The 14,959-nt window shown below is 43.2% G+C and carries 8 protein-coding genes; 6 read left to right on the top strand and 2 right to left on the bottom strand.

What is annotated here, in order from left to right; all coding sequences use genetic code 11:
- Positions 1-3: 3 nt before the first annotated feature.
- A complete protein-coding gene (locus F3I09_RS32305) occupies positions 4-3,249 on the bottom strand; it encodes an RHS repeat protein (RefSeq protein WP_149699187.1) in 3,246 nt (1,081 codons plus the stop codon).
- A 24-nt stretch (positions 3,250-3,273) separates the two neighbouring features.
- A complete protein-coding gene (locus F3I09_RS32300) occupies positions 3,274-4,668 on the bottom strand; it encodes a hypothetical protein (RefSeq protein ID WP_149699186.1) in 1,395 nt (464 codons plus the stop codon).
- Positions 4,669-4,940: 272 nt separating this feature from the next.
- Between F3I09_RS32300 and F3I09_RS32295 the strand changes: the two genes are divergently transcribed.
- The 6 genes from F3I09_RS32295 (at position 4,941) to F3I09_RS32270 (ending at position 14,822) form a co-directional block, all read left to right on the top strand.
- A complete protein-coding gene (locus F3I09_RS32295; RefSeq protein WP_149699185.1) occupies positions 4,941-7,556 on the top strand; it encodes a prolyl oligopeptidase family serine peptidase in 2,616 nt (871 codons plus the stop codon).
- A gap of 741 nt (positions 7,557-8,297) precedes the next feature.
- The gene (locus F3I09_RS32290; RefSeq protein WP_149699184.1) at positions 8,298-9,083 is read left to right on the top strand and encodes a hypothetical protein; all 786 of its coding nucleotides are present in this window, start codon (positions 8,298-8,300) and stop codon (positions 9,081-9,083) included.
- Positions 9,084-9,345: 262 nt separating this feature from the next.
- Positions 9,346-9,951: a hypothetical protein gene (locus tag F3I09_RS32285; RefSeq protein ID WP_149699183.1), complete on the top strand. Its 606-nt coding sequence runs from the start codon at positions 9,346-9,348 to the stop codon at positions 9,949-9,951.
- Positions 9,952-10,160: 209 nt separating this feature from the next.
- Positions 10,161-11,006 (top strand): hypothetical protein, encoded by an 846-nt coding sequence (locus F3I09_RS32280; RefSeq protein ID WP_149699182.1) that lies wholly within the window; start codon positions 10,161-10,163, stop codon positions 11,004-11,006.
- Positions 11,007-11,082: 76 nt separating this feature from the next.
- On the top strand, positions 11,083-11,868 hold the full coding sequence (locus tag F3I09_RS32275) for a hypothetical protein (RefSeq protein WP_149699181.1): 786 nt from the start codon (positions 11,083-11,085) through the stop codon (positions 11,866-11,868).
- Between the two features lie 179 nt (positions 11,869-12,047).
- Entirely contained in the window at positions 12,048-14,822 is a 2,775-nt protein-coding gene (locus tag F3I09_RS32270) for a lantibiotic dehydratase (RefSeq protein ID WP_149699180.1), read from the top strand.
- Positions 14,823-14,959 lie beyond the last annotated feature (137 nt).

Raw genomic sequence — 14,959 nt, 5'->3', positions numbered from 1 at the left:
GGGTTATTGATTGATGCCTGCGGCTATTTTGTGGTCAAACAGTTTAATGATCATTCCATTGTGGTCTCGCACACTGGTTTGCCTGCCCAGACCATCAAAGGTGTAAAAGGTAGTTAGCCCCGCCGCGTTGGTTTCGCTGGTAATTTTGCCATAGGGCGAATAGGTTAGGGTAATTACCTGTGCAGATTTACCGGCCAAAGCGTTGCGTACTTTGGTGATCTCTGTACGTATGGCCTGATCATCGGCAGGTGCATCCAGGTTGGCAGGTATAACCAAACTGCTTACGGTTGAATAACTTGCCCCTATAATTTTAGCTACCGGGTATTCACCGTTATATCCCCACAGGTACACCTCGCGCAAATCATTGGATTTGCCCTGTTCTGTAAGATTACCCCGGCTGTCGTATGCTGAAAAGCTAATTCTGTTTTCCAATGGCTGGTCTGCTCTTATCAACTCTTTGCTCAATGGAGCAATCATCCCATTATAGAAAGAAAAGTTATTCTTCTCCTTATAAATCTGTATGCCACCTTTGGTGATACGCTGTTCAATAACTTCCGATAGCATGTTTCTCGCCACCATAGTGTCATAAATTGCAGTACCCGTAAAATTAGCAGGATAGCTGTATGTCGTAGATTCAATAATATTGTCACTTCCAATAACATCTTTCTGAGTGATCTGGGCGTTAACAGAATCATAGCTATAGGATATTTTGATGCCAAGTCCGGCCCCAGTGCTTACATCGAAAAGGCTATCGGTGGTCGATTTTAGGGTGGGCCAAAACTGGAAAGTTTTGTACATGCCAATATTGAAGCTCCAGTCTGGTCCGGTAGGGCAGCCACCGTCAAAGGTATTGGATACCCGCTGCACGCCACATTTGGCCCCCCATACCCAGCGCAGGTTGGGCGAACCGGCGATATGGTTATAGTTCCATTCGTTAATGCTGCTCTTTAGCAGCCTGCCATTGCTGTCGTAAACACGCTTGGCAATTTGCAGGCCACGCAGCTCATCGTAACTGGTACGTGGTATGTATGGATAGCCGCTTCCGCCGGTATCCATAAAGCCCGGCAGTGTATAGGTAAATTCTTCAGTTCCATTTTCTGCATTTTCGCCATATTGTGCAACAACCCTCGAATAGCCAATAGGGCTTCCCTGTGTGCGGCCCAATGCCACCAGGCTATTGCCATAGCGGTTATACATCATCCAGTCGCCGCCTTTTGCGGCTGGGGTACCGGTGCAGTAATATGGCACATAAGAATAGCCTGCATACTTAGCCTCATCAAGCAGGTAGCCCGACGAGATACTGTCGTTTAACTGATACTTGAACCGTACCACCTCATCATTGGCATGGTTAAAACCATCAAAAGTGGTTACACGTTTTAACCTGTTGCCCCCGGCCAATTTGCTGTACAATGCAGGGGCGGTAAAATAATTCCAGTTCCTATAGTTCAGTGTAATAAAACACTTTTCGTTAAGGCCCACACGCTCTGCCACCAAATAATAGGTAGCCCCTTTATTTAATGAAATGTTTTGTGTTCTGGTTGTACCATTAGAGTTACCCGCTGCCCATACCAGGTTGAATGAACCGTCATATATCTCTACAGTTGCTTGCGGATCTGTAGGGATAATACCTGTAAGGAAATAGGTTACAGACAGCACACCCGGAACTTTGGGAAGATTTACCATCACGGTATCCCTGTAAATGGACGGCAAAGAGCCGGACATGGTAGTTGCCGTAGCCGTTGCGTTTACCGCGCTTGAATCGTAGTGTTGTGCGCGATAGATGGTAGCGCCTTTAAGAAAAGAATATGCATTGGGTTCATATTCAAATGTGGTAACACCACCCGTAGGATGGATAATGCTGCTGAGCAACCCGCACTGCATAGCGGCTGAATCGAGTTCGCGGTTAGCACCAGCATAGTCTATAAACCCATCTGTTAGGACCGGAATCAGGCTGCTGTTGAAGGCCCCATTATAATACCCCCAGTGGTCTTGACTATAGGAATTTTTACCGGGTAAGCCGTCGGGATTAATGTAGCTGAAACTGGTTTGCAAAGAATCCGTTCCACCCAATTCTACAAAATTGCTAAGGAAAAGCCTTTTCTTCAACACATCTGTAGCGGCAGCGTTAGCGTAAAACTGGTTGAGTTTTATTTTTTTAATGAGCGTATAGCTTTGTCCTGCTGCGCTGTAAAAGCTAATTTCCTTTAAGCGGGCTTTATCGCCAGTGTTAATGTCTGCACGGTCGTTTATGCTATTAAATTCCACCTTTCCGCTTCTGTAAACTATGGATGTAAGTGTAAAAGAGTTTGAGGTTTGGTGGTTGTAGGTTTTGGTAGCATTATCGCTGGGTGGCTGCTGGTTTAAACAGCCAACAGGCTGGTCGGGCACCGCGGTATATTTTGTTTCGCTTGGCAAGTCGTCAAAATTGTCAAACGATGCAGCCGTGTAGTTAAACTTCAAGGTATCTTTTCTATTGGGCGAAACGATACGGCTAAGAAACCAGGCCGTTTTACAGGTAAAGTTACTGCCATCGTCGCCCGGTAAGGTTTCCACGTCGTAAGTAGACGTTTCTATGTCTAAAAACTCATACTTGGTACCATTCTCGATGGTAATGGCAAAACCGGTAGTCATACTGCCTGTCAATTTCCAGGGCTTATAAGGCGTAAAGAATACCGCACCTGTGCGGTCAAAGAACATCTTGGCGCTCTGCCCATCAAAATGAACATAGTACATGTCCGGAATCATATCCAGCCGGTCATCGCCCATGTTCTTCTTGTCGCAGGTGCTTAGGGTATTTAGCCAAAAAGTGGGGTTTGCTGTGCTCCATAGCGGCAGCCCAGTGCTTCCTGCTGCATCGTTATAACCCATGGTGGTCATTTCATCTGGCCTGCCCACCGGGGTCCGCACAATGGCACCACCAACGGCAATATCGAAACCCGTACCTGCCCAAGAGCCCTGGCTTTCTACAGGTATGCCTCCAGATCCGGAATAGTTTAATGAAATTTTGTGCGACAAACTTCCACATTTGATCTCGTACAGTGGAAAGCTGATGTTGGGCTTTCCGGTATAATACGAAACAGGGATATCGGCTACACGTACCATTTCTGTAGCCTTTTTGCTCGGTTCGTAAATGGCTGCTGGCGAGGTGAGATCGAAAGTGGTTGAGCTTTGCGCCAGAAGCAGATGATAAGGGATGAGCAGCATGAAAAGCATTGCCCAGCCTTTGATGTGTTGGGGTAATCGTAACATAAGTATATATTGTTTGGGGAAAAATTACTTAAAAGTGTAACCAAATCTTATTTTAAAGGGTTGCGAGCCGGGCAACTGCCTGGCGGCAAGGAAATCGTATAGAAGAGTGGTGGTTGCGGTTTTCTTAGCACCAGCTTTTACTTTGTGGCATAAACCTATCATGGCACTCATTTGGTAACCGTTCCAGTTCTTCAGTTCCCGTATCCGGTGAAACCCTGCGGGTTTATTTCCTTCTAAACCACCATTGATGTAAATGCTGCCGCGCAATTTCCAGTCTAAAAAACTGCGGATGCCAAAACCCTGATGGCTAAAAGCAATATGCGCCCAGCCCTGGCCAAGCCCCAGTTTATAGGCCAGCCCAACGCCCACGACACCGCTTTTATGGAATTTGTAGCCCACCTGCGCATCGATATCGACTACGGTGGGGAAATAATAGTTAGCGCGCTGGAACTGAATGTTGCCGCCTGGCTCCAAGCGGTTTAAAAAACGCTTTGTTTTCAGCGGGTTTGGTTTAAATGAAGGTACCTCATCTACATTTCCGTTTGATGCATATTTGGATTTGAAGTTATCAAACCGGGAACGCGCCGCATCCATTTGCTGGCTGGCTATTTGCCTGCCTGCGGCTTCGCTGCCAATGCGCCTTTGCAATACGTTTTCTACCTGCGTACGGGTTTGCAGATCTTCTAATGAACGGGCTGCATTGTAGTTTGCTGGCAGGTTAAACAGGCTGGCAAAGAGGCTGTTTTGTGCCATAAAGTTTTGAAATTCCGGTCTGTTCCTGAGGATAGCTAGCAGCTTTTCTTCGCGCTTTTTCGGATCGGTCAATAACGCCTTGTAATCTGCTATCTGCTGCTTATAGTAATATACTTCTTTCTCCAAGCCACCCAGTTCTGCAGAGAAACTTTGTAATGGCGCTAAAACCGCCATAATTTCCCTTTTCCCATCGGCAATGAGGTTGCTGGTCTGTTCGGTAACAGACAGGCTGTTTTGAAGGGATTCTACGGCTTTTTTAGAACGCAGATAAATGTTCTGATCTGCGGCAGCTTGCTGGCCAATGTATTTGATACTGCCTTGCAGGGTATCCAGGTAACCAAAGTAGGCGGCAGGTGCCTGGGCTGCACTTTGCAGCTGGTTTCGCAAGGCTGTTGCTTTGGCCATCAAGCCCGGAAATAGCTGGTCGGCAATTTGCCTGTCAACCAAGGCAACTTTCTTGTGCAGGTGTTGCAGCTTTAGGATATAGGCATCTAAAGTTTTGGTGTTTCCCTGCATCAGTTTTTTACCGGCCAATGCAGATTTTTTTGCGGTTACCTTAAGGTAATTGTTGGTTTGGTGCCTAGCCAAACTGTCATGGCTGTGCTGTGCGTATGCGCCTGGGGTAAAGGCCATACACAAGAGCCAAATGAAGTGAAATTGCTTCATCTATGTTTAGGTTTAAGATGGATGTATCGAAGTTCTATTTAGGGATTGCGGGCAGGGGTATATATTATATTTTTTGGTTAGGAATATTTGGCCGGCAGAGGAAATGCCAACCGAATCTGAAGTTAAGATACCTTTTTAAGAAAAGCGTTAATAATTGGTTAACGAAAAAAAATAGTATAGGAGTACCACTTTATAGTCATTTGTTCGTGTATAGAGGTGCTGCATATTGGATGCAGCGAGATTGAATAAATTAAGTGCTGACTATAACACACATGACAAGGATATTTTTTATTTTTCTTTTAACACTCTTAGGTGCCGGAATATGCAAGGGACAGGAACCTGCGCTAACACTTGAAACCTACAAATCATGGCCGGTTGTGGATGGGGGCGGGTTAAGTTCGGATGGGCATTATGCATTTTATATCGTATTCAATTTGCCGGTAGGTAAAAACACTTTTTTTTTGAAAACCACAACAGGAAAAGAAATTCTTTCCATGGTCGGATTGAAAAATCCGCAATTTTCTGAAGGGAGCAGGTATTTGTACGGATTGCTGCCCGGTGACAGCCTTATGATATTTGATTTAAGAAGCAGAAGACGCGCTTTCGTCAAAATGGTAAGCGATTATGACTTACAGCAGATAGCAGGGCTTGAGCGTTTGATGCTAAAATATCGTGATAATCTAATTCTTTGTGAGCCAAATGGAAAAACATTGTTGAAATTTTCGGGTATTAAAGATTATAAGTTTTCAAAGGATGGAAAAACATTTCTTTTGATAGAACAGGATACATCATCTAAACAAAAGGTGACTGCCTATTGGACAGACGCGATCTCAGGTAACAAAGAGCGGATATACACAGGTACTGCAATTAGCAATGTAATTTTCGATGGGAGCGGCACTCAGGTGGCTTTTATGGCTACAACTGCTGGTGCAAATGAGATATACTATTTTAGGTCTGGTTCAACCGGAGCAATTCTATTAACAGATAACTGTGCAAAAGATATTACCCCCGGTGTTTCGATTGTCAAGGGCGATTACTGGTCTTTTAGTAAAGACGGAGAACGTTTATTCTTTTCGCTTCAAGATGCGCCGCTGCTTAACGTTCATGATGCAGATATTGATCTGGAAACATGGAGCTATCAGGACACCTATTTGCGCAGCTATTATGATGGTCCAAGAGGCAAGGACATCAAGCAAAAAAAATATCTTGCAACAATAACTATTGCAGATCATAAGATTTTACAATTGACATCCGGTAACCAACGTGTCATTCGAAATACACTGAAGTTTGATACCGATACAATTTTCGCTATTGAAGATACCAATGGTTTGATGACTGAACCCTGGAACATCAATTCCATATCTGACTATTATATCTGCTACTCAAAAAATGGCAATAAAACGCCGGTTGAATTGGGTATGGTAAATCGGATTATGACATTCTATCTTTCACCAACGGGTAGGTATTTTGTGTACTTCAAACCACTTACCAAAGCCTATTGTTGCTACGACATTGCAAGAAATAAAAAGGTCAAAATAGGAACTGATATTACTGGCTATTTGGGGATGGTGCACGTGGAGCATTACCCCGACCCTTATGATTCGGTAATTGGTGTTTGCAGATGGCTGGATGGTGATAGTGCAATGTTGATACAAACAGAGTATGATATATGGCAGGTTGATCCGAAAGGGCGCAGTAAGTCCGTCTGTTTTACAAAGGGAATGGGCGCGAAGCATAAAATGGTATTTTTCCTCCTACCGAATGGGGTGAGGCCTCAGCGTAAACGGAAGTTACTTTTGTCTGCATTTAATTTACAGAATAAAAATTTCGCATTTTATGAGGCTGATGTAGAAAACCCTGAAGATTTTCGACTGATTTCAGATGGGAAGCGGTATACCGGATCGATCAATGACATTTACACGGCTTTGTATAAACCCGATTTTATGTCTACGGACGGAGGTTATCTTGTCCGTTGGGAAAATGCAGACCAGTATCCAAACTATTTTTTTAGCAAAGATCTGAAGACCTTTAAACAACTCTCCGATTTTCAACCGCAAAGGGCTTTTAACTGGCTTTCAGCGGAACTATGTAACTACCAGGATAAAGAGGGTAATTCATATCAGGGTTTGATGTATAAGCCGGAAAACTTTGATCCAGGTAAAAAGTATCCCATTGTTTTCAGTATCTATGAAACTGAAAGCAATCTGCTGAATAGCTTTTGTATGCCTGGTCTATCTGGTATTAATATCAATCCTGCAATTCTTGCCAGCAATGGATATATTGTTTTTCAACCAGACATTCGCGGAAAAGTCACGCTATCTGGCGAAGCGGCATTGAACTGTGTACTAAGTGCCGTGAACTTTATTGGCAAAAATAGTTGGGCCGATACCACAAAAATGGGGCTGCTTGGTCATAGTTTTGGAGGTTTCGAAACGAGTTATATTGTAACCCACACAAATGTTTTTGCGGCTGCTTGCCCTACTGCTGGCGTTCATGATATGATCCGTTTTGCAACCGGGACCTGGGGACATGGTGAGGGGCAACAGTTTTTTGCACAGCATTCTTACCTGATGATGGGTAAGGCATTAAGCGATGATCTTGAAACTTACATTCGTAATTCGCCTTTATTGGCTGCAAAGAACTTGAAAACGCCATTGCTTTTTATGCACAATGATGCCGATAATAATGTGAATGTTGAACATACAAGAGCGTTCTTTATTGTACTGCGAAGTTTGCAAAAACCCTGCTGGTGGCTGAATTACCGTGGACAGGGACATGGTGTAGGGAGTGAGAAAAAAGAGTTAGACTATAATACTAAAGTTTGGCAGTTCCTGGATCATTATCTGAAAGGAACACCTATGCCTACCTGGATGAAAGAACATATCTAATTGATTTCCTGCGGTTACGATTTGCGTAATCGATTAAATTTTGTTGCTTGTTAACATGCTATTAACGCTTTAGTGTTTGTAGGGGGGCTAATATTGTACTCAATTCGATGGCAATCGGAAGGAATTCATGTTTGACCTTTAAAAATAACTAAACAGATGATACAGATTACCCCTCCAAGTTAAGCGCCAACGGCTACGTGCCCCATATAATCTCCGTTGTAAATAATGTAATGAAATGATCGTGTAAACGGCCCTCTGCTGGCCGCAGGATCTATATTTCCCATTACCAAAAAATCAGCACGCAGCTGCGTGTTGTGACGCAGTATTGTTATGAAAAATGAGATTACTCTGCAGACGATGGCAGACAAGGCCGCCTTGTGCCATAAAGCTGCTGACTGCCTTGCGCTCGTGTTTTGCTGTTTATATTATGGCTATTGCATTTGGAAATACCCCGTAACCGATGCCGATAATATACCCGCGTACTTGCCGTATATAATGCTGCCCCTTAGTTTAGCCGTAATCACAATATTAACATTTGCAGGGCTACTAAAGCAGCCGCTGAAGCTGACGCTGGGGCACATTATCACACTGGCAGCAGTAGTTGCCGGGTGCCTAGGATGGATATTTTGGCGGGATTTATTCGGCAATGAAACAATCACCAACTGCTTATGTACCCTTATAGCTGTATGCATTTTTTCCTATCACCTGTCAAGGTATTCCCTTATATATTTCTTCTGGTTTTTGAGTGCTGTTGTTTTTATCCAGATAGGCATGGGCTATCAGCAGCTTTTTGCAGGAAGAATCTTGCACAATAACACGCAGATAGTGAGTGGATTCTGGAATACGACAAATCAGTTTGCCAATTATTTGCTTGTTTCTTATCCGCTTTTGCTCTATACCACCACGCAAATAATGCCATATGCTTCGTTAAACAGTAAAGCGTACAGGCGCAATAAACTGCTGCTGCCACTTGCAGGTACATTGCTTATTGGCCTGCTGTTGTGCTACATTGGTACTGCCAGGCATTGGTATGTGTTTGCATTTGAAAATGTTTTTTCCCTTTATATGATAGCCAGGAACTGGTTAAATCCTTTCTCTAAAAAGTTCCATCTGCTAAACAGGCTTGTAATGGAGTGGGTATTAGCTATTGGTGTGGTTATTTATGTTGTAGTGTTTGGAATGCCCATTAACCTGCTGCTGCTATACATACCAGCAGTAATTATACTATCGATGAACAAGATGATGGTAGGGATAAACTTTATCTTTTACATGCGGCTGTACCTGGTAGTTTGTTGCCTGTTGGCCACGGATAACAATGTATTTGATATGCCAGCTGTGCTGTTCATATTCGGTGGCTTTGCAGTCTTTTTATTGTCTACCGCAATGGGTTTGCCAGAAAAGCATTTGAGAATTCCCTGCTATACGATTATGCTTGCGGTACTGCTGCTCTTTATAACCACCATGATAACAGCAGGGAGATTGGGAGTGGTGCTCAGGCTTTCAGGCAATGATTTCAGGATCTTATAATACTCAACTCTTAGAGATCAGCAGGCAGACCGGCAGGTACAGTGGTTTTGAGGAAGTCCACTGGCTTGCCAGGGGGAACGTGTTTTTCCGTTCCCCCAATTTTCTCTGAATTCTTCATACACCAAAACATCAAATCATAATGAAGCGAATGCTACTAGGGTTAATGGGCTATACGCTAAGCTGTAGCTTGTTTTGTTGTGGGAAGCCGAAAGATGGCCCCATACACGTAAGGTCGGATGGATATTATTACGTCATGTGGCATATGCCGCAAGGACTACGCGTGGTACTTGATCACTATACCACTTTCGATTTTGATTATAACCGCTTTGCCATCAGTCTAGCAGGTGGCTTGTACCTGAAGGCAGATAGCATAGAAAGTGCTGGCCGTCTGGTAAAAATAGCGCTGCCGGGTATGGAACTAAGTACCAGGAACGCAGCAATGGCCATTGAATATTATGCGTGGGATATCCCTGCACAAGCTGGTAAGCCCAATTATGCGGTGTTGGATTTGGAAGATGGCTTTGTAAAGATTAAGGGCAAAAACACAGATACTGTGGTAAGTAAGGGCGTATGCTACATTACCAAAGCCGGAAAGGTTATGCCTGGCAGGCGCCCCTTCTTTATGATTTCGGCTGATAGGCTTTTGTACTATGATGAAATAACCCTTGGCAAACTGCGTGAGTCCATAGAGGGGCTTTACGGCGTGAGGGTTGCCTTCGATGAGCAATTTACGAACAGCGTATTGTACAATGTGGATATAGATATACGTAAGAATTTAGCCGCGCAACTGCCCGCACTTACTGCTTCTGGCAGCTTTGATTTTACATTGGATACTTATAACAAGGTGCTCAATATCCGCCCCAGATAATTACAACTAAAAATGATGGAAATGATGAGATGCTTGTTTTGGGCAATGTTGGTTGCCTTAATTGTTTGTGCGGGTTGTAAAAGGCGATATGTTGACTCTGATCCAAACGCCGATAGAGAGATAGATTCAATTCGAAAAAGAGATACAAGTTTTCAAAACCGCGATACTATGCGGACAGATAGTAGCGCATTTATTAAATATGATAAACAATGAAAGTTATTGCTAACGTGCTGTTGATGGTCTGTTTTTCCTTGCGCCTCATAGCGCAAGATGAGTGCGACAACCAGGTTAAAGCAGACCTATTAGATGCCTACCTGCTATCGAAGCTGGAAGTGACAAAACTAAATGCTACAATTTTTTACCGTGGCATAGACGATACACAGAATCATGTAGCTGGTTTCTTCCCAATAAAAGAAGGCGGAATCTATAAATGCATATACTGGAGGGCCGATCCTGTTCCGGAAATTTATGCAACCGTTTCGCTTACTGAACCTGCAGACATAGCCACTGCAGTATTAGATACAACTGTAAGGCAATTTAATGATGAAGAGGCTGCAGCATTTAGGATATGCGATGCTGCATTTATAGATTTTGGCCGCAACATGGATCTTAGCCAATTCCCTAAGCCAACATATACTTCTTTTATTCCCTTAATTAGCAAGCAGGGCAAGCGGGTTTATGTGGATTACAGAGCGGATAGAACCGACCGTATGCTGTTTGGAAATGATGTGGTTTATACTTTTGATGACGGGGACCGTATCATATCGAGAGTAAAAGCACATAAGAAAGGTACTGAAATTGTTTTCGCAGATAGGACAGCCGGATTAGCTAAATACGGAAAATGGTTTCATAGCCATGAATACGATGCGCTTGAGGGGGTTTCTGTTGCCGACCTGGCAACTGTATTTTTATACAGCACTCGTTATATGGGCCACCGTTTCCTGATCAAAGACCGTCGTTTCATTTACATGCTGGATTTAGGACGTGAAGTAAAAGTATCCATTTACACACATGCCAACTACGATAAAATATTTGGTGATACAAATGCTGATTGATATGAAAAAAATGCTCTTGTTTTTTCTTTTGATTTCTTCTGTTGCCGCGAAATGCCAAAAATTTACAGACCTTAAAATGCGCCGGGTGTTTGCACAGGCCATGGAGTTTGCCTTGATTGAAGCAACTGCCTACCGGGGCAGGCAAACATTTGTGCCGGATACGACAGTTCATCATAACATACAGGGCGCATTTCCCATACACGACGGAGATTATTACAAGCTGGTTTATTGGAAAGATAGTGCTGCGCCGGTTGCCTGCGGAACTGTTACATTTAACCGTGACGTAAGCAGTAAAAGTGCAGTTGTAGATACCGCCCTGCGGCCTTTAAAGCCCGAAGAGGTACGCATTGTAAAAATGTACCAGGGTGTTATCCAGGATGTAAAGAACGATAAAACTATATTGGAAACTGATAATGCCCATATTTTGGGTATTCCTATCAATACGGCCTGGGGCCGTAAATTTTACATTGTATGGCGACCTAACGATTGGCGCTCGCTGTTGTTTGGAAATGATTATGAGTACACTTTTAACGCCAGGGATGAAATTGTATCTAAAATAAAGATGCACAAAAAGGTGTACCTATACCACATGGAATCTTTGGATTCTACGAGAATGGAAAAACCTTTGTTTGGTGCCGGTTTCCATGAGCACGGAAAAGAAGAGGCCTTAGGTACTTTGATTGCTGATATTGGAGGAATGATTTACAATAATATCTTTTTCCGTTGGAAGTCGTTCGTTTTAAGTGACAAAGATAATGTCTACGTTACCGACATGGGTACATTGCAGCTACATCTATATACCCGCCGTCAGTTTAAGAAGAATAAAACTGCAGTGCCTATAAGAGATAAAGAAGGCCAATGAGCCGAAGCTATTTAAGTTTGTCTTTCATAAGAAAGATTATATGTGGTTATTAAATGGGGAGGCACATCTGTGCTTCCTTTTATTATGCAGGTTATCATTTTATTTAGACAGATTGTATAAGAAGCATTTCATGTACCCGGTATTTAGGATATATTTAAGATATTTTACTACAGGCGTATATGAAAATTTATCCCCAACTACTCATCAGGGTACCTCAGTTAAAATTAACCGCTTCATTACATACCGAGTGGGAAAATCTCAAAGCATCGATACGTATCTCCTCAGCTGATTTTTATGAGCAGATAAAGAATATTTCAGCTGATGAACTAGACAAGCTGCCAAGGGCTGTCTATCACACGGTGTGGAAGTATTTTAACCGGGCGCAGTACCGGGCTACTCCTTATGGAAGCTTTGCGGGATGCGGAGTGGTCACAATGGGAACCAATCAGCAGGACAATCAAATTGTGGTTGAAAATTCGCAGGTACTCCATCAATTCCCATGCTGGACATTGATGAACAAACTGGCTTTGCAGGAAGTTGTAGTTACTGCCGATACGCTTGTTTTTAGCAATTCCAGCCATTACACAATAGGCAATCAGATCCGTTTTATTGCCCGTGAGGAAGACAGCTTTGTTATAGCTGAAACCGATGCACTTAAATTGTACTTGCAAGTTCTGGATAGCTGCAAAGTGCCTGTTGTTGCCTCTGTGTTGCTTAAAGATATCGAGGGCTGCAGCCTTGCAGACATACAGGAAATGGTGGATTTGCAACTGCTGCTGACTTCCAATACCCCAAATATTATTGGAGAAGATTACTTCGAACGCATGGGATATGTTGCCGGTACTGATGATCCTTTATATGTACTTGCAGAGCGGAAAGTTCAGGAGGCTACCTTTTCTACCGAAACGTTTAAGGATATATTTGAACTGATCCGTTTGATGCACCACTTTGTTCCAGATCCCATTTTTGAAGATCTTGAAAGGTTTAAAGCTGCCTTTCGCAAGAAATTTGAGCAACGTACCGTTCCACTAATGGTAGCCCTTGACCCGGAATTGGGTGTGGGTTATGCTAACCTGGACCTGGCAATTGGACTGGAGGCTCCTATAGCACAACCGCCTGTTACCGAAGATGTAAACGATAAAAGGGTGATGGTTGACCTGCTCTTTAAATCCCTAATAGCCTCTGGTAGTAGGGTGATACAGCTCGAGCACCTGAATATTCAGCAGAGAAAAGTAAATAAGGCTATACCTGGATCTTTAGGGGTATTGGGTTCGGTAGTTGATGATTTGCTGATTATAGAACAAATTGGAGGCCCAAGCTCTAACCGTATACTGGGCAGGTTTTCGCTGATTGGAAAAGACGTTGAGCAGATGTGCGCTGCTATTGCGGATGAAGAATTGGCCGCCAACCCTGATGTGCTGTTTTTTGATATTGGATATACGGATGAAGTTGCGGTAGACAACGTGAACCGTAGGAAACGCATTTATCCCTATCAATTGTCGCTCTTGAATTACGATGACATGGAGGGTGCAGTTAATTTGACTGATATAGATATTACGGTTGCAGGGGCCCAGGTGATTTTATATGACCGAAACAAGAAAAAACGTATAGTTCCCAGATTAAGCTCCGGATACAATTATAAACGTTCAAACCTGGCGGTATACCGTTTTTTAAATGACCTGCAGCACGATGGTCTGAAAACCAACTTTAGCCTTAAGCTGACTGATTATTTCCCGGGTGAGGATTTTTATCCCAGGGTGCAGTTCAAGAACATCATTTTATCGCCTGCTCAATGGCGGATTTCTGTGGCTGCTTTGAAGCGCCAGATAGCCGGAGCAATAGACATTCACATCCTGGCCGATTATCTTAAAAGCGTAGGACTGGAAAAATATGCCGTTACCCGTACCGAAGACCGGACCATGGTATTTGACCTGGCAGATGAAGCTGATTTGAAAGAGCTGCTGCATGTATTTGGCAAGTTTGATTCTTTTATATTGGAAGAGGGTTTTGTTCCTACACGCCCTGTAGTAAAAGATAGTGAAGGGAACGGATATGCGCATCAGTTTGTGCTTAGCCTGATTAATGAGCAGAAACAATACGATACCATTGAATTGAATAGCAATACGCCAGTTGGTATAAAGGGTGTTAAAAAGATCTTCCTGCCCACGGAGGATTGGTTGTACTTTGAAATTTACACGCATCCCCTAAGGATTGATTTGCTGCTTAACGGCCCTGTTAGCCTTGTTTTAGCTGAAAATAACGACAAAATAGCTTATTGGTTTTTTATACGCTATGGCGAGAACGGATCGCATCTGCGGTTAAGGCTTAAACTTAAAAGCCCATCAGATCATTTGTATATGATCCATCAGCTAAATAAGGCTTTGTATACATACATGATGGATGGTATTGTTTCTGATATTAAAGTTTGCAGCTATAAAAGGGAAACCGAAAGATATGGGGAAGACCTGATGGCAATGGTAGAGGAACACTTCTGGCTGGATAGTTTGTATGTATTGGAAGTGCTGGCCCACCAGGCCAGTGATGACGAGAAATACAGACTTTGCACAGAGATGCTGATGGGAATGCTGGACGAGCTGGGGGATTTGACTAAAGAGGGCACCGTATATGTTAACAAGGTTTGCGAGGCATTTTCCGAAGAATATCAGATTTCTGGCGAAGGATTTAAGAAGTTGAACAAGGACTTTCAACGCATCATCAAAACTCTTTTGCCTGTTAATGATGTATTATCAGCTTCATTTGTGGCTTGTAAAATTTCTGCCAGGATGCTGCTGGGGCATTGCCCAGCTAAGCGAAAAGTAAAACTAGTGGCCGACCTAATTCATATGCACCTGAACAGGATGTTTGCTGCTCATCAGCAGAGCCATGAAATGATGGTCTATTATTTCTGCCAGAAAATGCTGCTACGGCAAAGTGCATTGGCAAAGGCGCTTTAACATAGGGTCATTTTTAAGCAGGAATTACACATTATCACCAAAAATGAGCAGGTTCTGGAATTTATCCATTTTAGAATAATCCCTTGATTTAGTTTTGAGTCAACGAAAGGAAGTAAACAGTAGTTTGGTAAAAATAG

This window comes from Chitinophaga sp. CF418 (genome assembly GCF_900142925.1).
GTDB lineage: Bacteria > Bacteroidota > Bacteroidia > Chitinophagales > Chitinophagaceae > Chitinophaga.
This window is presented reverse-complemented; position numbering and strand designations above follow the sequence as displayed.